This window comes from Brakhagea baltica, from assembly GCF_052161605.1.
GTDB lineage: Bacteria > Planctomycetota > Planctomycetia > Pirellulales > Pirellulaceae > JBKCUI01.
Genome location: NZ_CP197409.1, coordinates 1,249,801 through 1,270,583 on the forward strand (window position 1 = coordinate 1,249,801; position 20,783 = coordinate 1,270,583).

17 protein-coding genes are annotated in these 20,783 nt (G+C 52.0%); 7 read left to right on the forward strand and 10 right to left on the reverse strand.

The window, feature by feature from the left end:
* Positions 1 to 138: 138 nt before the first annotated feature.
* Entirely contained in the window at positions 139 to 1,566 is a 1,428-nt protein-coding gene (locus tag SH449x_RS04980) for a DUF1501 domain-containing protein (protein ID WP_482380220.1), read from the forward strand.
* A 64-nt stretch (positions 1,567 to 1,630) separates the two neighbouring features.
* On the opposite strand, the gene SH449x_RS04985 is transcribed toward SH449x_RS04980, so the two are convergent.
* The 3 genes from SH449x_RS04985 to SH449x_RS04995 all read right to left on the reverse strand — a co-directional run bounded on the left by SH449x_RS04985 (position 1,631) and on the right by SH449x_RS04995 (position 6,129).
* Positions 1,631 to 2,629 (reverse strand): AAA family ATPase, encoded by a 999-nt coding sequence (locus SH449x_RS04985; RefSeq protein WP_482380221.1) that lies wholly within the window; start codon positions 2,627 to 2,629, stop codon positions 1,631 to 1,633.
* Positions 2,630 to 2,704: 75 nt separating this feature from the next.
* A complete protein-coding gene (locus tag SH449x_RS04990; RefSeq protein WP_482380222.1) occupies positions 2,705 to 3,541 on the reverse strand; it encodes a DUF4159 domain-containing protein in 837 nt (278 codons plus the stop codon).
* Entirely contained in the window at positions 3,538 to 6,129 is a 2,592-nt protein-coding gene (locus tag SH449x_RS04995) for a peptidase MA family metallohydrolase (protein ID WP_482380223.1), read from the reverse strand. The genes SH449x_RS04990 and SH449x_RS04995 overlap by 4 nt, the downstream gene beginning before the upstream one ends.
* Positions 6,130 to 6,494: 365 nt before the next feature.
* On the opposite strand from SH449x_RS04995, the gene SH449x_RS05000 reads away from it, so the two are divergent.
* Positions 6,495 to 7,958, forward strand: a complete 1,464-nt coding sequence (locus tag SH449x_RS05000) for a TlpA family protein disulfide reductase (protein ID WP_482380224.1) — start codon at positions 6,495 to 6,497, stop codon at positions 7,956 to 7,958.
* Positions 7,959 to 8,118: 160 nt separating this feature from the next.
* Here SH449x_RS05000 and SH449x_RS05005 read toward each other — a convergent pair whose 3' ends face one another.
* The gene (locus tag SH449x_RS05005; protein WP_482380225.1) at positions 8,119 to 8,823 is read right to left on the reverse strand and encodes a zinc metallopeptidase; all 705 of its coding nucleotides are present in this window, start codon (positions 8,821 to 8,823) and stop codon (positions 8,119 to 8,121) included.
* A gap of 295 nt (positions 8,824 to 9,118) precedes the next feature.
* Between SH449x_RS05005 and SH449x_RS05010 the strand changes: the two genes are divergently transcribed.
* Positions 9,119 to 10,768: a TlpA family protein disulfide reductase gene (locus SH449x_RS05010; RefSeq protein WP_482380226.1), complete on the forward strand. Its 1,650-nt coding sequence runs from the start codon at positions 9,119 to 9,121 to the stop codon at positions 10,766 to 10,768.
* Between the two features lie 7 nt (positions 10,769 to 10,775).
* Here the strand turns inward: SH449x_RS05010 and SH449x_RS05015 are convergent, their stop codons facing one another.
* From SH449x_RS05015 to SH449x_RS05025, 3 genes are all read right to left on the reverse strand, one after another.
* Entirely contained in the window at positions 10,776 to 11,147 is a 372-nt protein-coding gene (locus SH449x_RS05015) for a hypothetical protein (RefSeq protein WP_482380227.1), read from the reverse strand.
* 20 nt (positions 11,148 to 11,167) lie between these two features.
* A complete protein-coding gene (gene dapB, locus SH449x_RS05020) occupies positions 11,168 to 11,968 on the reverse strand; it encodes a 4-hydroxy-tetrahydrodipicolinate reductase (protein WP_482380228.1) in 801 nt (266 codons plus the stop codon).
* A gap of 198 nt (positions 11,969 to 12,166) precedes the next feature.
* Complete coding sequence (locus SH449x_RS05025; protein ID WP_482380229.1) at positions 12,167 to 13,600, reverse strand: ammonium transporter; 1,434 nt, start codon at positions 13,598 to 13,600, stop codon at positions 12,167 to 12,169.
* 444 nt (positions 13,601 to 14,044) lie between these two features.
* Between SH449x_RS05025 and rpsP the strand changes: the two genes are divergently transcribed.
* The 3 genes from rpsP (at position 14,045) to pepD (ending at position 16,845) form a co-directional block, all read left to right on the forward strand.
* Positions 14,045 to 14,368, forward strand: coding sequence for a 30S ribosomal protein S16 (gene rpsP / locus SH449x_RS05030; RefSeq protein WP_482380230.1), 324 nt, complete (start codon positions 14,045 to 14,047; stop codon positions 14,366 to 14,368).
* A 239-nt stretch (positions 14,369 to 14,607) separates the two neighbouring features.
* Positions 14,608 to 15,318, forward strand: a complete 711-nt coding sequence (gene trmD, locus SH449x_RS05035) for a tRNA (guanosine(37)-N1)-methyltransferase TrmD (RefSeq protein WP_482380231.1) — start codon at positions 14,608 to 14,610, stop codon at positions 15,316 to 15,318.
* A 9-nt stretch (positions 15,319 to 15,327) separates the two neighbouring features.
* Positions 15,328 to 16,845 carry a beta-Ala-His dipeptidase gene (gene pepD / locus SH449x_RS05040; RefSeq protein WP_482380232.1) on the forward strand — a complete coding sequence of 506 codons (1,518 nt, stop codon included), beginning with the start codon at positions 15,328 to 15,330 and terminating at the stop codon, positions 16,843 to 16,845.
* A gap of 72 nt (positions 16,846 to 16,917) precedes the next feature.
* Here pepD and SH449x_RS05045 read toward each other — a convergent pair whose 3' ends face one another.
* Complete coding sequence (locus SH449x_RS05045) at positions 16,918 to 17,985, reverse strand: hypothetical protein (RefSeq protein WP_482380233.1); 1,068 nt, start codon at positions 17,983 to 17,985, stop codon at positions 16,918 to 16,920.
* 9 nt (positions 17,986 to 17,994) lie between these two features.
* The gene (locus SH449x_RS05050; RefSeq protein ID WP_482380234.1) at positions 17,995 to 18,666 is read right to left on the reverse strand and encodes a metallophosphoesterase family protein; all 672 of its coding nucleotides are present in this window, start codon (positions 18,664 to 18,666) and stop codon (positions 17,995 to 17,997) included.
* Positions 18,667 to 18,759: 93 nt separating this feature from the next.
* Here SH449x_RS05050 and SH449x_RS05055 point away from each other — a divergent pair, with 93 nt between their 5' ends.
* Positions 18,760 to 19,203: an acyl-CoA thioesterase gene (locus SH449x_RS05055; protein ID WP_482380235.1), complete on the forward strand. Its 444-nt coding sequence runs from the start codon at positions 18,760 to 18,762 to the stop codon at positions 19,201 to 19,203.
* Positions 19,204 to 19,299: 96 nt separating this feature from the next.
* Here SH449x_RS05055 and SH449x_RS05060 read toward each other — a convergent pair whose 3' ends face one another.
* Positions 19,300 to 20,661: an alpha/beta hydrolase gene (locus SH449x_RS05060; protein ID WP_482380236.1), complete on the reverse strand. Its 1,362-nt coding sequence runs from the start codon at positions 20,659 to 20,661 to the stop codon at positions 19,300 to 19,302.
* Positions 20,662 to 20,783: the final 122 nt, after the last annotated feature.

The following is a 20,783-nucleotide window of genomic DNA, read 5'->3' on the forward strand; positions in this document are numbered from 1 at the left end:
ACGCGGCAGTTTTCGATCCAACACAGCTTGTCATCACAAACTGTGTTATAATCCAGGGAGCCGCCATCTGCTCCATATCCATCCCAACCATACCCCCCTCCCACCTTGTTCGGCCTCCTTCCCTCAAAGGATCCTGCCATGCTTTCCTTTCAATTTCCTGGTGCCACCCGGTTTTCTGGAACGACCCTCTGCGATGGTATTTCTCGTCGTGAATGGTTGCGAGTCGGCGGATTGAGCGCTTTGGGCCTGTCCCTCCCGATGCTCGAAGCGGCTCGTGCTACGGCGACTTCTCCAGCCCCTGCCGTAAACGCACCAGGATTTGGCAAGGCGAAAGCTTGTATTTATCTGTTTTTACTTGGTGGCCCACCGCAGCATGAAACATGGGATCCCAAGCCCCACGCGACCGATGATGTTCGTGGAGATTTCCAACCGATCTCCAGCGCGACGCCAGGGCTGCAAGTGTGCGAACTGATGCCGCAGACCTCAAAACTAACCGAACAAATTGCCGTGTTGCGTGCGATGGCCACCGACGATAACGCCCACTCGTCCAGTGGATATTGGATGCTGACTGGGCGGCCGCACACTCCTAAAAATTTTGAGAACGCTCCTGCCGGTGCTCCCAACGACTGGCCTTCGATCGCTGCCGTAGTTCGGAAACTACGTGGCGATCAAAACGGTTTGCCAGGAGCGGTCTGCCTACCGGAAGAGATATGGAACACCGGACGAATCGTGTGGCCTGGGCAAAACGCAGGATGGCTGGGGGCAACAGCAGATCCGTGGCTACTAAGCTGCGATCCAAGTGATGCGGCGTTTCGCGTTCCCGATGTCAGCCTGCCCGTGAATATGACCCCTGAAAGGTTCGAACAACGCCAAGCGCTGCGTCAATTGATGAACCAACAATTTTCGACACTTGAACGATCCGCTTTCCAAGGCTGGTCGCAGTGGCAAACCAAAGCGTACGACTTGATCAATAGCTCATCGACTCAAGCTGCATTTGCCATCGACCAAGAGCCCGATTCGGTTCGCGATCGATACGGGAGAAATCGATTTGGTCAAAGCGTGCTCATGGCTCGTCGCATGGTTGAAGCAGGTGTGTCTCTCGTGCAAGTCAATTGGACTCGAGGCAAAGACGACGAAGACGTCGCTCCCGCTTGGGACACTCATGCAAAGAATAGCGAACGACTAAAGAACGCGCTCATGCCTCCTATGGACCAAGCCTACTCGGCGTTGCTCGAGGATTTAGCCGATCGCGGTATGCTGGACGAGACGCTGGTTGTCTGGGGAGGAGAGTTTGGACGATCCCCCAAGATCAATCCAAGTGGTGGACGAGATCACTGGGGACACGTGTATTCCGCCGCGCTGGCGGGTGGTGGAGTCCGAGGAGGAGTCGTTCATGGCCAGTCCGACAAACAAGGAGCCTATCCGATCGAAGGCCGCGTCGAGCCTCAAGACTTAGCCGCTACCATCTTTCACTGTTTAGGGCTACCTCCAGAAACCATGGTTTACGACCGAGCCAACAGACCGATGCCTATCTCCAACGGTCACGTCATCGAAGCGGTTCTTTAGCCAAAAGCATCAAGCGCCGCGCAGACGGTAGCTGATCGAGAAATTAGCTCAAGTCACTCCGAGGTTACTTTATTTCGGTGATAAGTCTTGAGATGCAATCCTCCATCGTGATTCCTTCTGCTTCCGCTTTGTAGCTCAAAACGATTCGGTGTCGCATAACAGGATGAACCAGTGCACGAATATCGTCGATCGATACATGGTTCTGTCCCGAAATCAGGGCTCGAGCTTTCGCTCCCAACACCAACATCTGAGCCGCTCTCAGACCGGCCCCCCAGCTAACCCATTGATTGACGAAATCCGGCGTGCCCTCCCGACCTGGGCGGCTCGCGTTGACCAGCTTTACAGCATAACCAGCGACCTCGCGGGCAATCGGCATCCGGCGGACCATTTCATGGAATTTGAGAATATCTTCGCCGGAAAAAAGTGGCTCGATTGGTTCTGGACGTCGGCTCGTGGTGTCCAATACAACCTGTAGTTCATCTTCAAAAGGCAAATAGTCGATCATTACATTAAACATGAAACGGTCCAACTGCGCTTCTGGTAGCGGATAAGTCCCTTCCATCTCGATTGGGTTTTGCGTCGCGAGCACGAAGAAAGGTTCCGGCAGTGCATAGCGTCTACCTGCCGCAGTCACCTGATGCTCCTGCATGGCTTCCAACAATGCCGCCTGGGTCTTGGGGGGAGTCCGATTGATCTCGTCCGCCAAAATCACGTTGGCAAATACAGGCCCTTGCACAAACTTCATCATGCGTTTGCCATCTTCCTCCTCGAGGATTTCGGTGCCAGTGATATCCGCTGGCATCAAGTCCGGTGTGAACTGAATGCGACGAAATTCTAGATGGAACACCTGCGAAACGCTTCGAACCAACAATGTTTTAGCAAGCCCTGGGGCTCCCGTGATCAAACAGTGAGTGCCGGAGAACAAACAGATCAGCAATTGTTCGATCACATCTTTTTGACCGACAATCGTCTTGGACAACTCTTTAGCAATTCGATCTCGACCTTGTCGAATTTGGAGAACGAGGGCCTCTTCTTCTTCGGTGGTTAATTGGAATGCACTCAAGGTAATAGCTTTCTAGTTATCGAACGGTCTGGATAGTTGAGAATAGGATGAGGCGATGACAACAGCGAGCTGTCGTCAGTGTGTCATGGCATAAGTAACGATGTTGATTCCTAAAGGATACGCTTTCTTGACAGAGAACTCTTCAAAGTACCAAGAATCCTCTCCCTCACGCTCCCAGCCGTCACCCAAATCAGTGTTATGACAAATAAAAACCATCATGCGTCCCTCCTTGTCAAAGATTGCACGATAATTCGCCTTGGTTGTATCCGATCCGTATCGTTGTTCCCATGTGATGCCGTAAGGGCGGCCGCGTCTAGCTATCTCGATAGCGGGAATTTGCGGTTTTTCTTTTAATGCATACACACACTGAAAAATCTCATGTTCGAGTGGTACGTCCTGAGGTTCGAACTCAGGGAAGACCATTTTCATTTCTCGATAAAGATTCTCGTACTCTTGGTCTCCCCAGAAATCATCCACCATGAGAAAACCACCATTAAGCAAATACTGACGTAAAGCGGTCGCTTCCTCGGGACTAAAGTACAGATCTCCAGGTTCGATAATGTAGATGAATGGATAATCAAAGAGACTCGGATCGGTCAGTTCCAAAACGATCGGTTCGGGGTTGACCTTGAGCGTGGTCATTTGCTGAAGTCGCAAAGAGAAATTAAGCTCGCTGTCACGAAAGTCTGTTGCCCAGCGATCACGATAACTTCGTGAGTTGTATTTAATTCGGACAAAGGTAAACGCATCTTTCGAAAACGATTTCTCTAATTCCCAGGTTGGAACTCCCTGGCGTCCCACCGATCGCCAATCCTGTCGCCAGCGTCGTTGGAAAGCGGATGCGACAGTCGCGAGGGCAAACGCGAGTATCCCCAAAGCTAAAAGTGTCCTAGATGGTATCCAACGACTCATTGCTCCTCGCCCTCCCTTTGCGATTCCTCTTGAACAGTTTTCTCAGCCTGCTTTGCCTTCAATTCTTTCAGCAGACGGAGCGCATCCATAAATCGTGGTGACTCCTCCAGTGCCAAAAGCACGCGAGTTCGTGCCTCGGTGAGCCGGTCGATTTTAGCCAGATTGAAACCTATCTTATAGTTCACCAAAGTCGGGTCGATCGGATCCAACTCAAAACAAGCAGTCCAAGCATGATAGGCTTGCTCGTGTGCACCGATTTGTTCATGCGATAACGCTCTGGTTTCTTGAACATCGTAACGCATAGGCTGAATAGCATGCTGATGTGCAGTCCATCTCGCGACAGACTCCCAATCCTGGCGTTCTGTATCGATAGCAACCAGACGTGTTAGTGCATCAAAAGGTGCACTGGCTAGTTCGGCAAGTGTTACTAGCGAGGATCGCTCCTCATCGGTTTTCTCGAGTCCACGATAGGCGATTGCTAGCAAGGCGTGGCAACCATCATCGCGGTGATCTTCTGGCCAAGCCTCTTTCAGCTTCGCGGCAAGCTCCAGCACATCATCCCATTTCTTTTGCTGAACCGCTTCGGCAACTCGCTTTTGAGTAACCCAATACGATTCTGGTTGATCGGCTGTTGTTTCGGATTCTTCAGCGGACTCGCTTTCGGATTCGGGTTTGGTTAAATCAAGGCTAGTGGCATCAGGCCGAGTCCAATTTACTTCAGGGCCGAACTCGTTCGCTTTGGCCCGAGCGTATTGTTCGAAGCCTGCATCGAGAGTTTCTAGCGAGCCAACCATACGTAGCAGTGCATCTTTCGTGGGGATCCCCAGAGCCAGATCGTCGAGCAGTCGTAGCATGGCCGGCATACCATGTGCTTCGATCAAGTACTCCACAGCTAGCGAGGATTCGAAATAAGCGAATTGCAAATGCATCGGCGTCTTGGGCTTTAAGAAACCGCTACTCAACTGACTTGCAGGAATAAAGTCTTCGTCGCTCAAGAGCATTTGGCGATAAATAGGATCCATCGGTTGTCCCCAACGGTTATCCTGAATTCGCTCCTCGTAAACCGATAGACCTTCGGAGAGCCAGCGGGGCATCTTGTTCTTGGTCTTGTTAAGGGTGATGACGTGGCAGTACTCGTGCCAAAGAACCGACTGCCAATTGGATTTGACCTGTAGGGCGGCTGGCGAATTAGCGGTTATCAAACGACCAAAGCAGACACCGAGAAAGCCTTCGCCGCCTGGCAAGCCGAACGTGCGGATGGCAAAGTCCTTTTGCTTGGGGAAGATCTCAACATAGATCGGCTCCTCCAGGGTTACCTCGTACTTTTTCGTGAGGACCTCTCGGGCTTCCGATAGCAGCTCCACCACTTCTGGGCCGTAGATCTTTGCCTCCTTTTTGTCCATGCGAATGATAAAACCGGGAGCGAGCAAAGTATCCAGGCTATCGAGTCTTTGCTGCAATTGCTTCAGATTAAAGATGGTGACGTCGTATGGGTCTTTTTTTCGAACTTGTTCGACCATCGTCCAGCCTTCGTCGCTTTGACCAGCCCGCAATTGATCTTGGGCAAGCTGGGCCATGGCCGGAACGAAGCCAGGGTCCATCTTTAAGGCTCGCTTTTGGTAAGTGATCGATTCCTCAAATCGATAGTGCAAGGCTAAGTGCTTGCCGATGAGATGGTCCACTTCCGGATTCAAAGCCCAGGTTTGTAGGGCATTTGTTCGGAACTCCCCTTCTAGTTCGTACTTCCCTTCGAGATGAGCGATCGCTGCCCGCAGAGCCCATAGTTTTGGATGCCGCGAGTTAATTTTTTCGATCGACTTCAACAACTCTTCCGCTTCACCATATTGTTCCTCGTTCATGCGCGACTCGGTCATGGCGAGAAGACTGGGGACAAAGTTCGGGTTGAGTTCGAGCGATTTGGCCAAGCTAGCTGTGGCACGTTTTCCGTCGGTAGAACGCCATGCCAAGAAATCCAGGTAATAGATTTCGGGATCCGATTGGTCTTGCTTGAGAGCTTTATCGGTAGCTTGCGATGCCACCTTGGCGTCGTTCTTGGAGAGAGCCATTCGCGCGGTCGCGACATGGGCAGCGGTGAGAGAAGGGTTTATCTTGAGAGCTTGATCAAAGCAACTCTTGAGAACTTCCTTCGGGTCTTCTCCGACGAGTAGAAAATACTCGCCGAGTGGAATGAGTTCGGTCGAACCGGTGAAACGAGCGGGCATGCGTCTGAGCATTTCGTCGATGATCGCAATTTGCTCGCGAGCTTTGGCATCCATATTGGTGAATCGACAGATTTCAATACCAAGCAATCGCAGCCGGAGGCTAACAGGGAATTGATCGATGGCCATAAGCCAATTGGCCAAGGCCCCTTCGTACTGCCCGCGAATCAGTTGGGCTTCGAGCAGCAGTTCCGGCCAGCGTTCGTTCCAGACCTTGCGATCGACTTGCATCTGGGCTATTTCGATACAGCGGTCGTACTCCCCTTTGCGTAGCAGGTCTCGAGCTTCGTTAACTGTTGGAATCGCGTCTTGTGCGTGGCAAATGCCGGCACAAGCAACAGTGATTAGAAGGATGGCTCCAAGTCGCATGGCTAACTGGTATTTCTGGGTAACGGGGGCGAGACCTCTCCGGACCAATATAACATTCTTGAGGGTCCCCCGCAGAAACCTTTGAGAAAATGTCAGGCTAATCTGCTTGGGTTTAGATATTCACGGTCGATCCAGCTATTCCGCATATCTCCGGAAATTAGGGCGGCTCCGCAAAGTTTTGGGAAAAGTTTGCCTCGCTCCAAATAGCCTGATAGCATAACGACTATCGTCGAGCGATGATGCAGCTTCGTCAGGCTTGTTCGAATGGATTGAGTTCCAGTTGGACAATTCACAACGCTTGGACTGCAACCGTCTCGACACCGGGTCTATGATCAATTTTTTTCTTAAGGAGTGTAGCGTCTATCATGCTTCACAAAATCGCATTCGTATCGTTCAAGCAACCAAGCCTCGCTCACCGGTTTGCATTGGTTGCCTTGCTGTCAGCTGCCCCCATGTCGCTAGGAACATCAACACTGTGTCTGGGACAAGATGAGGAACAGGGGGCGGTCGGTACAGCGGATACTTACAACCGCGATGTTTTCATGAAACTCATTCGCGATCAAAAAATCGCAGAAGCAGCTACCATGATGGACGCGGCCTTGGCAAAGGATCCGCTGAGTATCGAGCTTTTGCGGGACAATATTACAGTGATTTCCTCATTGATGAGAAGCGACCGAAACGCTGCTGCGGAACGCACGGTAACTCAACTGAAGAAATTTTCGGATGCCGACAGCTTGAATCCGAGTCAAGCATCAATTTACTTAAGCACTTTGAGTATTTACTCGGTTGTTGCGAATGATCCCGCTGCAACGCTCGCACAGATGGAGATAGCTCGGAAGAAGTTTCAGGGAACACCGCTCGCGAGTTCTTTTGTGACCATGATGGTTCAGTCTCTCGTTCGGGGTGGTCAATTCGACGAAGCTAAGAAAGAACTAGATGAATTGATTGCTGCCGCCGATGACGACAAGGCTTTCTTGTCCGTTGCTACAATTTACACGCAATCTTTGGCAAGCCATTTCCCTGAAGAGTCCAGTCAAATCGATACCAAAGCGACCAAGATCGCCGAGAGTCTCGTGGCATCGGAGGCGATTACCAAACCGGACTTTGATACCTACGCAAACTTCGCTCAATCCCGTGCGAGCCGCTTGTCGCGTAGCAATCCTCAAGAAGCACAGAAGCAATTGGAATCTCTCGAGTCCAACCTAGAGCGATTCCTGACAGCCAATCCGACCATGAGCTCAGAAGCGAGCCTCAAGAATGTCAGTCGTAGTCTTGAGAGTCTCAAACGATCCATCACGATGGAGCTGAAGCGAGCCGAGATGGTCGGGCAACCAGCCAAAGACTTTGGTGATTTCGGGGATAGAAATCACTTCGTAGCCATGGAGGCCAAATCGCTCGAAGAGCTAAAGGGTAAAGTCATCCTACTCGACTTTTGGGCGGTCTGGTGCGGACCATGTATCGCGACGTTTCCACATCTTCAAGAATGGCACGACGCTTATTCGGAAAAGGGGCTAGTCATCGTCGGAGCAACGAGACTCTATAACTACGATTGGAACGCGGAAACGGGCAAGGCACAGAGGTCGGAGGGGCAAGTCTCGGTGGAAGACGAGTTGCGGATGCTAGAGAAATTCCGTGAGTCCTATGAGCTCAAGCATGGTTTTGTCGTAACGGCAAATGAGGATGCGTTTGGCGATTACTATGCTGTGACAGGTATTCCGCAGGCGGTTGTCATCGACAAGAAGGGAGCCGTGCGGCTCGTTCGTGTTGGTTCCGGTGAAGCGAATGCAAAGGATTTGCACGATATGATCGAGAAGCTACTCGCCGAGTAGCAAGGTCGAAATTGAAGGGGTCTCGGTTGCAGTTCTTTAACTCAGCCCCCTTTCGAGTAGGCGGTATATTGGAATATTGGACGAGATGGCTGACTGCTAGGAAAGCCATCTCGACCTTACGGGCTCTGGCGAGCACGGTGCACACGATTTCTACCGACTTTTAGTCCCTGCTTCCCGACGACGTAATCAGCACGAACTGCAGTACGTAGTAGGCCAGAGTTGCGACCGATTGCAAAGTCGCTGCAACATAGGTCAAAGCCGCTGCACTAAGTACTTTGCTAACGTATGGGAGTTCGTTGTGGGTAACGATGCCCAACCCGACCAACTCGGTCTTGGCTCGACTGCTGGCATTGAACTCAACCGGCAGGTTCACGAGTTGGAAGAATACTATCGCTCCAAAACAAACGATGGCAGCTAACATCGCAAGCACACCGAGCTGACCCAAGCCAGCAAACATGAGACCAAAGGCTGCCAACAGCAGAATCGTTGACAAGCCACTCCCAAAGCTGGCAGCCGGAACTGCTAGGTTTCGGATGACAAGCGGTGCGTACTGCTTGGCGTCTTGCAAGGCATGTCCTACCTCGTGAGCGGCGATACCCACAGCCGACATGGTGTAGCCTTGGTAAACCTCTGGACTCAATCTAACCACCTTGGCAGATGGATCATAATGATCTGAGAGGTGTCCGGGAGTTTGCTCAATCGGCACGTTGTAGAGCCCATTGGAGTCCAGGATACGACGTGCGGCCTCCGCACCTGACATTCGGGCAGGCACCTGGTTCATTCGTCGATAAGCCGAGTGCACCATCCACTGTGCAAGCAACGCCAACAGCATAGGTGGAACTAGGAACAGGAGGTACAGGAGCATGGTTTTCCCTTTCTAGGAGCCAAAGTTTTGCGAAATTGACCGTGTTGTGAATTTGACAGTGACATCTAACATTATGATGTAAAAGCAGCAATTGATATGCCAATTGCTCCGAATCACGCCAACAATGGACTTGCCACAGTCAACTAGATCGGTAAAGCTTTTTAGGTTAGGAATCATCAAAAAGTCAAGCGACGCGGCGATTGATTTCCTTTAATATAGGACGGTCTCAATTTGAGAAGACTTTCCTCTCAATGTGTTACGTGTTACGCAATTCCGACCGCAAAGGTACTGTTCCGTGAAGAAATATTTCCAGCAAATCCGGTTTTCCCCCCTCAAACACGCACTTATCGCGGCAGTCCCTTTGCTGGGAATGATCGGCTGCAATTCTACCGAAACGAATGAAATTTCGGCCGAGACCAGCGGTTACAAGCCTGCTACAGCAGCTAGGGAGTCAGGTAACCGCCCCAGTGCGACAGATCCTGCTCCGGCTGATTCTGCTGACCTCAAAAATGAATTGGCGAGCCAGCCAGCCGCTCCCACCCTGCCCGTGGCCCCGAATCTTCCGGATATCCGAGTGGGAATGACCGATGCCGAAGCTGCCAAGCTCGACTTTATGACACTCGAGATTCCTACGACCGAGGATCCCGAAAAAATTACGGAGTACATCCGAGAGAACACGAGAGCAGTTCAGTCGGTCATGGAGGCAACATCTCAGCAAAAGCTGACTCGCGAGGCGGCGTTGAAGCGGGTCATGACGCTGGGACGCGATATGGTCACCGCCTCGACTCTGCTTGCAGCGAATGCGACAACGGATGAGCACAGAATCAATGCTTCCCTTTCGAAACTTCAGGCCTTGGCCCAGATGATGGCCATGGGGGACGTATCGTCTGCGGATGATCTAAGAACAGCAGCTGCGGAGGAAGCCTCGAGCGAGATCGCAGAAATTTCTGAGCAAGCGACCGGAATTCTTTTGGCACTTTCTCTAAGCGATTATGAAAAAGGCACGCTATCGCAACCGGTCTTAGTCGCCCAGCTCGAAAAGGCCTTGAAACTCCCAAGCGTCGGCCAACCCACTCTTGAAGCAGTAGCGACAGGGATTCAGCTTATCGAGAGCAAGACTGGAGAGAAGCAGTTCGATCTTGCCAAGAAATTGGCGAACGCGTTTCGTGATTCTGAAGATCCTCGCCTAGCTCTATCAGCGTGGAACCTTGCTGCTCAGCAAGCGCCATCGATGAAAATGCTCCAGCAACTCTTTCAAGCCAAGGAAATCGAAGACACTCAGGCGATGGAGGATGCCATCAATGCCCTCATCACGGAACTTGACTCACCTTGGACAGCTGCGTTTCTCGCTGATATCACGACCCAATTCGAGTACACGGGAAAGACCGAGCTAGCGGCGAAGTTGGTGAAGAAAGCCGAAGAGTTAGCAGCAGGTCTCAATTCCGAGGCTGCCAAACAACAGATTGCGGAAAGTTGCTCCAAATTCTGGAAGCGGGCCAGCGTCCTAGGCTCGGAGATTCCCTGGGATGGCCTCACCGAGCTGGATGGCAAGCCTTTTCAATTCGATCAATACAACGGCAAGATCGTCATTATGGACATTTGGGCCACATGGTGCGGCCCGTGCATTCGTGAGCTTCCTAATCTGAAAGAGGTTTACGCCAAATATCAGTCGCAAGGAGTTGAGGTTCTCGGGGTTAACATCGATGAGGAGGCAGATGAACTGAGTGCTTTCCTCGAGCGCGAAGAACTGCCTTGGAAAACGATTGTCTCTGGTGAAACCGCTAAGAGGGGATTCGAAACTCAGCTTGTGCAAACCTTAGGTATCACGGGGATCCCATTTATTGCGATCATCGATCGCGATGGGAAAGTTGCGGCCCTGCACACGCGAGGACCGGCTCTAGCGGAAAAAATCGAGGAACTGCTCGGATCGGCAAAAAACGACTGATTGCCCTTCAGTCCTTCCACCGCCCAACAACTTCGGGCAGTGGATAGTCGACGACAGCAAGGGAGCTCTTGCGACTTTTGCGGATCTCCCAGAGCCTAGTGTAGCCCCTAGAGACCAGTTCCCTACGCTCAGCAACGTAACTAGGGTCGAGATGCTGGGCGCCGAACAAAGGATCGTCGTAGGAAACCGGAGGAAACCGATCGTCGACGATGAATTGGGCGATGGATGGTGCGCAAGTCAAATGGCACTCGGGAGCTGTGTGAAGGATTTCTGGATCGACCTCGCCAATAACGAATCGCAGATAAAGCTCGCTATCGGTGATTTTTTCGACTTCTTCACCGCAAACACGGCAGAGATAGCCTTGGTCGCAACGAGCCATGCTGAGGGTCCTTGGATACCTTAGAGTCCTAGAACATCGAACATGTTGTACAGTTTGGCGGGTTTGCCCAAGAGCCATTTCGCAGCAGCGATCGCTCCTGTGGCGTAGCAATCACGATTGGATGCTGCCACCCTAAGTTCGATCGTCTCCCCCATCATTCCGAAAACAATCGTGTGTTGCCCGGCATCATCTCCAACCCGAATGGCATGGTATCCGATCTCGTTGTGAGGACGCTTGCCGCACAATCCTTCACGCCCGTGAACATGACGATCGAGTCCCATTTGTTCAGCAACAATTTGCCCAAAGCGGAGGGCAGTTCCGCTCGGGCTGTCCTCTTTGAATCGGTGGTGCCTTTCCAAGATTTCTACATCAGCACCACCGGGCACATTTCGCAGCGCTTGAGCCGCTTGTTCTACGAGCTTCATGGTTAAATTGACCGCAACGCTCATGTTGGGTGCAAAGCAAATCGGAATTGCCCTCGCTCCCTCAATAATGGCAGCAACCTGTTCCTGGGTAAGCCCTGTGGAAGCAATAACCAGCGGGACACTGTGTTTCACGCAATGATCGAGAGCGTCCATGCACCCCTCGGGCGATGAGAAATCGATGGCGGCATCAGCTGTCTCGGGCCAATTGCTAGACAGCGGCAGTCCAAGCGGAGATATCCCAGCGATGGAGCCCGCGTCTTGGTTGAGATAGCTTGATGAGCCGCGGACGATTGCCCCGACGATCTTGACCTCAGGATCGCAGCTACCCAGGGCAATAAGCCGCTTGCCGTTCCGCCCAGAAGCGCCGTGAATGACCAGTTTGCAAGGGGAAGACATGGTTGAAGCTGCTATTTTATCGTGTCAAAGGCTCGCGTGATTTCACCGTTCCACACCAGTTTGAACAAATTGCAGATTTCGTACAGCCCCAAAAAGAAACGGCAGTCCATGACTGAACTGCCGCCCTTTTGGTATGCAACCTTGCTCCAAGTCAAAAACCGGTAGCCGCCTGTTTCCATTGCCGAGTGGCAACCGACCTTACGAAATGGTGTACGCCGTTTCCGCGTGATCGCTCAGGTCGAGCCCCATCTTTTCCGCATCCTCGGTGCATCGGAGTCCGATGGTTAGATCGATTACCTTGAGAAGGATGAACGAAACGACCCCGGAATAAACAATCGTTACCAAAATGGCCCAGGCCTGAAGCCCCACTTGTGCGGAGTTTCCTTCGATGAGGCCCCCTAGCTGATCTTTACCGAAGCCCTTCATCGCAAATACGCCAGTCGCCAGTGCTCCCCAAACGCCGGCCATGCCGTGGACGCCGAACACGTCGAGAGAGTCGTCATACTTGAACATAGGCTTGATAATCGCAACGAATAGATAACTGACCACAGTGCCACCGACTCCGATGATCATTGCGGAGCCAGGGCTAACGAAGCCAGCAGCAGGAGTAATGGCGACCAATCCTGCAACGGCACCGGTGATCATGCCTAAAGCCGTGATCTTGCCATTGCGAACGAGCTCGATGATGGCCCATGTAAATCCAGCGGCTGCCGTAGCGACTTGCGTGGTAACAAACGCCTGAACCGCTTGTGAGCTAGCACCGAAAGCACTGCCACCATTGAACCCGAACCAACCGAACCAGAGCAAACCGGCACCTAGCACCGCAAACGGTAGGTTGTGGGGCTGAGTCATTTGTGCAGGATAGCCACGTCGAGGCCCTAGGACTAAGCAGCATACCAAAGCAGCGATACCGGCATTGATGTGAACAACGGTTCCTCCGGCAAAATCGAGGGCCCCTTCCGGGGTTCCATCGACGGCGTTAAAGGATCCTAGTCCAAATATGGCCGAATCGGGCCCGAACCAAACCCAGTGACAAACCGGGGAATAAACGATCAGAGACCAAGCTCCAATGAAAATCATGTACGCGATGAACTTCATTCGCTCGGCGAATGCGCCAACGATTAGTGCGGGAGTGATGATGGCAAACATCATCTGAAAGACCATGAAAAGCTGCTGACTGATACCCAGCTTTGTCTCCCCAGCCACCAAGGACTTAACAGCGTCCACGCCAGCAGCCATAAAGTGGGTCATCGGGTTCCCGCAAAAGCCCCCACCGAGCTCGTCACCGGAAAACGCGATGCTATACCCGATCGTGATCCACAATAACGTAATTAGACACATGCTCATAAAGCACTGGACCAAGATGCTGAGCACGTTCTTTCTGCCTACCAATCCTCCGTAGAAAAAAGCAAGTCCAGGCGTCATGAGCAATACCAGGGCGCAACTGGTGAGCAGCCAAGCCTGATCGCCCGTGTCGAGCGGGTCGGGAGCAGCAGTAACTTCTGGAGCCGCAGGTGCTTCGGTCGTCGTGGCAGCCGTGTCGTCAAGTGGCCCGGACTGCGCCGCTATCGCAGCACCAAAACCAAACAAAAGTAAAACGCACATTCCTGCGTGCGACAGAATTCGAAACATATTATTCTCCGCCTTAGAACAAAACATTACTGATGCGACTTCGTTACGCACGATGCCGTGGCAAAAGCAGTAAGCAAAATCTGGTCCGAGATCTCAGATTCTTAGAAAACTATTTGCTAGCAACGAAAAACGCACCCTTTTTAGGCATATTACTGTTTCTGATGACAATATCAGTGAAGTATTGCCCACAAATTTAGCACTTGATCTCTAATCATGCCAAAGGTTTGCACAGACTGCCAGCGGATTGCTGTGCATGGGAACTTGGGCGTACCCTATTGAATGGCAGTGACCGGATCCTGCCCCTTGTGGACTGCTCATGGTTCAAGGGATGGAAATTTTTGAGAGGTGTGTGGAAATTTTCTTGAAAAACGACTCGTCACTCTCTCGATTACCCGGTATTATCTCAGCCCTTGGTTTTTAAAAAACAGATGGAGATCATTAGACGTGGCAGTACGTATTCGAATGAAGCGAATGGGACGAAAAGGCCGTCCTTTTTATCGAGTTTGCGCAGTGGATCAGAGAAATCCTCGCGATGGACGCGTTCTCGAGGAACTAGGTCACTATGACCCCATGTGCAAGGAAGTGGACGCACGAGCGGTGCTGAACGGACCACGTATCGATTACTGGGTTAGTGTTGGCGCACAACCTAGCGAGAACACTGCGGTACTGATTAAGAAGTACGGCAGCAACGGAACCCATCTTCAGCAGCAGCAAGAGGCTCTACAGAAGCTAGGTCGTAAGCCAGTTTCGGCTCCCGTGGCTTCGTAGAGGCTTAGCAGCACGATTTTCCGTGCTGAAATTTTTTAGTGTATGCAATGCGGGTTGGGTGTCGCTGCCCATCCGCGATGCACGAGTTCGGGAGAGAGCAACCAACCTGCTACCAGTTCGAATAAGGTACGGTTTATCGACGCTATGCGTCAAGGTTCTGGCTAGACCCATTTGCATTAACCACGCCATCTACTCTCACCAAACCATCTGCTCAAAGCACCACGTTGGCGAGTCACCGAATGTTCCGGGTTGACATCATCACTTTGTTCCCCCAAATCTTCTCGGGGTACCTTACGCAAAGTTTGCTCGCCAAAGCGATTACCAAGGGGCTAGTAGACATCCAGACCCACGACCTGCGCGACTGGTCCGTCGATGAAAAGCATCACAAAGTGGATGATCGCCCCTACGGCGGAGGCCCGGGAATGCTCATTTGCGCGGAACCTGTTATCCATTGCGTTGAAGCAATCCAGCGACTCGATAGCCGACCGGCTCAGGTCATTCTGCTCACGCCCCAAGGGGAGCGGTTAGAGCAACGCGGGGTCGAGAGGCTCGCCCAAGTCGAGCGACTGATTGTTCTTTGTGGTCGATACGAAGGCTTCGATCAGCGTGTAATTGACATATTAAAGCCAGTTGAGCTCAGCATCGGAGACTACGTACTCAACGGCGGAGAAGTGGCCGCCATGGTACTGGTAGACTCGACGATTCGCATGATTCCTGGCGTGCTGGGAGACGAGTTCAGTTCCTGGGATGATTCTTTTTCTCGCGGAAACCGCTTGTTAGAATTTCCACAGTACACTCGACCACCAGAGTTCCGTGGGCACCGTGTCCCGGATGTCCTGGTTAGTGGCGACCACAAAAAAATCGCAGACTGGCGACAAGCTGAATCTTTGAAGAAGACGGAGCTTCGGCGCAAGGATTTGCTCACCCCTCCTTCAGAAACCAACACTTAAAGAAGAATAATGAAACCGACCTTCCCAACCCCAGAGCCCACCACAGTTTGGAATCACTTCTTCGATTTGGTTGCAACCCCACGTCCGTCCAAAAACGAAGGGGCAGCGGTTGACTTCGTCGAAGCCTGGGCGAGCAAGCTGGGATATCGCACTTGTCGTGATAAAGCAAACAACATTGTGGTGCACGTCCCCGCTACTGCTGAATTTACGGCACCACCAATCATCTTGCAGTCTCACGTCGATATCGTCTCAGTGACTAAACAAGGCAACACGGTGGGTGCCGATGCATCAGCTGGTAAGATCCCGTTGGCGCGAGGCGATTTCGACCCAACCAATGAAAAGCAACTCATTCCGAACGACAAGGGGGATTGGATCAACTCTCCTTACACGACCCTCGGTGCAGACAATGGCATGGGCGTCGCCATGATGATGGCTGCTGCTGAGCAAGTCACTCGTCCCGTTTCGATGGAACTCCTGTTCACAACCGACGAAGAGCAAGGCATGACAGGTGCCATCGGAATGGAACCCGATAAGCTAGGGTTATCAGGAAAGTATCTGATCAATATCGACACCGAGGACGACGATGAAATCACCATCGGTGCAGCAGGTGGTCGCGACGTCGATCTGACCTTTTCCGGTGAATGGGCCCCCTGCGACAACCTAGCATTCGTAGCACTCCACCTAGACGGCTTGAAAGGTGGGCATTCAGGCGTCGAAATTAATCAAGCCCGAGCCAATGCTAACCGCTTGCTCGCACGTATTCTACAAAAGCTCTCAGACACCATCGACCTTCGAATCGTCGAGTGGAATGGAGGAAGTCGCCGAAATGCGATTCCTGATAAGAGTACTGCAATCATTGCCGTGCCAGCGTCCGACTTACCAAAAGTTAGTCAGCTCGCTCAGGAGTTTACTCACGAACTGAACTGCCTGTATAGCAACCGAGACAACCCTCTTCATCTAGAGGTTGCCGGGAACAAGGCTGCTGAGGGGCCTGCATTGACGCTCGCTTCGTCGACCACATTTATCCAGATTCTACAAGCGATTCCGACTGGCATCTGCGAAATGACTCCCGAGATCCCCGGTTTGGTGGAGGCGTCGTGCAACATGGCCATCATCGAGCTTGCTCCTGGACAGACCGGCAACGTAACGTGCAGCGTTCGAGGCACCACCCCCGAAGCTCTCAACGATGTTACGGCAAGCATTTTGGCAATCGCGAAACTAACGCAATCATCGGTCAAGGTGGCGGATGGCTATCCAGGCTGGAAACCCCACCTTGACTCACCTCTGCTACAAGCAGCGATCGCCACCTACAAATCCTTGTTCAAGGAATCACCCAAGGTGCACGCTATCCACGCAGGCTTGGAGTGCGGACTGCTGATTGAACGTATGCCTGGGCTGCACGCTATTTCGATTGGACCAACTATTAAAGGGAACCATGCCGTCGGAGAGCGAGTCAGCATATCCTCCGTCGCCAAATCCTATGAGTACTTGATTCAGCTTCTTAATGAACTGAGCAAAACTGCGTAGGGTCACAGCGGCGTGAAACCCTCGCCAAGCCACTGGCAACGAGACCTGTCACGTGCCTCGTTGGCTGGCGAGTTACTTAATTCGCCACCAAGCCGACTTCTCAGGTCCATGGTTCGTGGACAGGCTTTCGATTTCCCTAGCGAAACGCATAGCGTCGACGTAGTAACCTGCTGTTGGTTTCGGTACCGCATAGCCGTGTGACTCGGACTTGCGAGCCCAGTAAGCATTCAATGCCTTCATGCTCGTTTCTCGGGTCCATTTGGCCAATATCGAAGCAGCAGCCGACGGGATAATGGAATCTCCCTCGACGCGAAACTGAATCATGAGCGGGTGGTCTGCCCAATAGGCGGTGTATCTCGAGAGTTGGCTATTCTCGGCGAGAGCTTCAAACCACTGTCCGTCGAACGCCTTCATCAAATGAGCTTGGTATCGATTCCTGCCACCGTGTTTGTCGCAGTAGATTTCAACAGGTTCGTTAGAGGTGGCATGTGCAGCCACAACATCACGAGCGAGTCCTAACGAAAGCTCGCTGAGAACCAAACTCTTGTTTTGATACTGCTCGATCAAGCGATTCCATTCGATCTCGTCGATTAAACGTCCGCTTGCCCCGATCAGTTCTATCTCTAGGCTGTTAAGCTTTGACGCGCCAAGTTGTAGGAGTTCGTGGGAATCCAGTGCAGGCGACTTGCTCTGAGCCACGCTTGTTTGCAACTGGAGATCTAGCTCCTGCAACCATGGAACATTCTTGATCCGGTGCCAGTCACGCGGGTATAGCCGAGAGCCCAACGACATGTTCTCTGGTTCTAAATAGTCCGCCGCGTCAACAAGCTCGGTATCATGAGACGCTCGTTTGTTTGCAGGTGAGACCGACTCTAAAAGAAAGCGAGCCCCTAGTTGGAGGCTTTCCTCTGCATGTTTGCCTGCGTAGATCTTTTTTGAGTCACCCAGCGGAATATGGGATGGATTTGCGGCACGAACCGCTCCGAGCGGGCGAGATTGAAATTCCGGATCGAGCCGTTCTTCCAAGTCCTCAACGGATAATTCGGAGGGAACACGCCAAGCTGTCGCGACGACTACAAACGGCCCCATGCTTGGTCCATAGCCAGCTTCATCGATACCAATAACGAGCTTATTGGCCATGACTAGACGCTAAATCGGTTCTGGCTGACGAACCAGTTCACCGGCGGGAGTGCTCTGCCAAACTTGCCCGTTATCCAGATCTAAGGCCGTTAGCCAACGCCCACCGTAGCAATAGGTATCAATACAAACGAGGTGCGGCACCTCGAATATGCGGCCCTCCCGATCATGGGTATGCCCGACAACCGCGCGCTTGCCTGAAAAGTGAGGGCCTGGCAGATGCTGAGAAATCTTGGTCCATCGCAAAAGATCGAGAGGCTGCTCATCCAGGCTTAGCTCCTCGTCGTAGTTCGCATGCACACAAAAATGCGTCTCGTTTTCGAAGTAGTTCGCCATTCGATCGAAAAAATCTAAATGCTGCTTGGGGATACAGTTCAGATCCCCTACGAAGCCATAGGAGTCCATCGTATCGACGCCACCGTGATTGAGCCACGAATAGGGGGGAATGCTTCCGGAAATCACCTCGAGCAACATGTCTTCGTGATTGCCTCGCAAGGGAACTAGATTTGTTCTTTGCTCCAAATCCAGCAGTCGGTCGATGACCCCTTTTGAATTTGGGCCGCGATCCACATAATCTCCTAGCGTTACAATCGTATCGTCTGGTTTCGGGTTGATAGCCGCCAGCACTGCATCAAATGCTGCCAGGCAGCCGTGAATGTCACCAATTGCGATTGTTCGAGCCATATTAGAAAAATGAGTGGGGAGGAACGGTTCCTACGGTCCACTAACATAGGCGACCTTTCCCGTCTGGAACATGCCAAATCAAGCAGCAGCACGATGAACATCGATTACCTAGCGGACCATATCACTAGCCTCAAGGTTAGGTATTGCGAAATTGACGGACAAGGCCGCGTCCATAATTCTCAATATTTGAATTATTTTGAGAGGGGACGGGTCGAAATGCTCCGTTCCTTTGGCATCTCCTACAAGGAGCTCGAGACGACCGGCATCATGCTCGTCGTCAAAACGATGGAGGTTGAATTTCACTCCCCCGCAGAATTTGACGAGGACCTAAAACTCTACACGAAACTAACTCATTGCTACGGAGCACGTATCCATCATGAGTATCGAATCTGTCGCGAGATCGGACCGCAATCCGATCTGCCACAACTTGTGGTGTCGGGGCGAAGCAGCATCGCCTGCGTGGATCGGAGCGGCAAAGTCAAAAAGCTCCCAAAAATATTGCAAATTTTTCGAGGCCAAAAGGAACTGGACACCTAGGTTTTTTGCGATATCGAAAGCTATCGAACGGGCTTCACCAGTTCGATAGCGCATGGCACTCCGCAACGTGTAGCGACTCGGATGATTATCCAATGGCTACTCTTTTCTCCCCACCCAGCGAGTATCTCGTTGCGTGCCCCCCATAACATTCATCGACCAGCCCTCCAAGCGATCTCCCTTGACCACTCCGGAGTATGTCGTTTGCATCTGCATGTCACGGAATCGAGTCATCGCGTTAAAGCTCACCTTGTTTCCACTTAGAACGAGATCCGAGATCGGCTGGTCCACCGCTTCGCCATCCCCTCGTTTGACCACCAGCTTGCCGGTCAACTCTCCGCTCTCCTTACTTAGGTTCAGCTCAAAACGGCTGCTACCATCCCGTCCAGGACGCTCCCAACTCCACACACCAGACGGATCGACCTCAGCGTTTGCATCAAATCCAGGAAACGGGTCTTCAATCTTAGGAGCGATCGCTGCCGCTTGAGCAACCAGGTCATCGCTTGTTGTCTCAATTCCTAGTGCATCACGCCAAATCCATCGCAACATCAACGGCAACATGGCTCCGCCATGATCATCCGAATGCCCGCCTTCTCCTAACACGCATGCATAATCGTATCCCTTCTCCTCGAACGCTGCTTTCATCTTCTGATTCTGCAGATACCAATCTCTCTCGACGTTCTGTGGGCTTCGCAGATCATGGATTCCGTCTTGCAGGAAAATACGGATTGGCTTTTTGTCTTCTTGTCTTACCAAGTCTGGGTAAACATGTCCTCCGTGAATATTGGTGTAGCTGCCAATCAAACTGATAACGTTTCGAAATTGATCAGGTCGATGCCAAGCTACTGTGAAGGCACAGATCGCACCGCTGCTCGAGCCACCGATCACCCTCATGGCGGGATCGTCCGATAGCTTGTATTTCTCACCTACTTCAGGCAGCATCTCGTCGATAACAAATCGTGCGTAGCGATCATCAAGCACGTCGTACTCGCGATCACGATTGTTGGGGTTGCCTGTACCTATGCTTTCGGGAAACGTATCACCTCGTTGCCCCGGAGTGATGAAGATCCCGATCGTCACGGGAATCTGATTCTTGGCGATCAGATTGTCCAAAACGTTTTGCACTCGCAAGACTCCATTTGGATTCGTCGCTCGCGCACCATCTTGAAACACCATCACTGCAGCCGGTTTCTCGCCTGAATACTCTTGTGGAACGTAGACCCAATACTTGCGGACGGTATTCTCGATTATCTTGCTATGAAACAAAAACGGCCCCTCGAGACGACCTCTTAGGGAATCCCCTTTTAGCTTCGAATCCTCCTGAAGCGGGTAGGAGACGATAGCCTGAGGAACGAGGTGAGTCGCCTTGTCTTGTGCGCAGCATGTTCCAGGCACAAAGGCAACGCTCGCAAAAGAGGCGACATAGGACGATGCCATGAAAAGAAGAGTGACTTTTCGCATAGTGATTGATAGGTTGAATAGAGAAGTGAGAGGAGACCTACTCGGCAAACTTTCGATATAGTTTAGCAATCAATTCATTGCTTTTGTTCCAGGGTTACCCGGCCCGACAAAAAAGTTGCGAA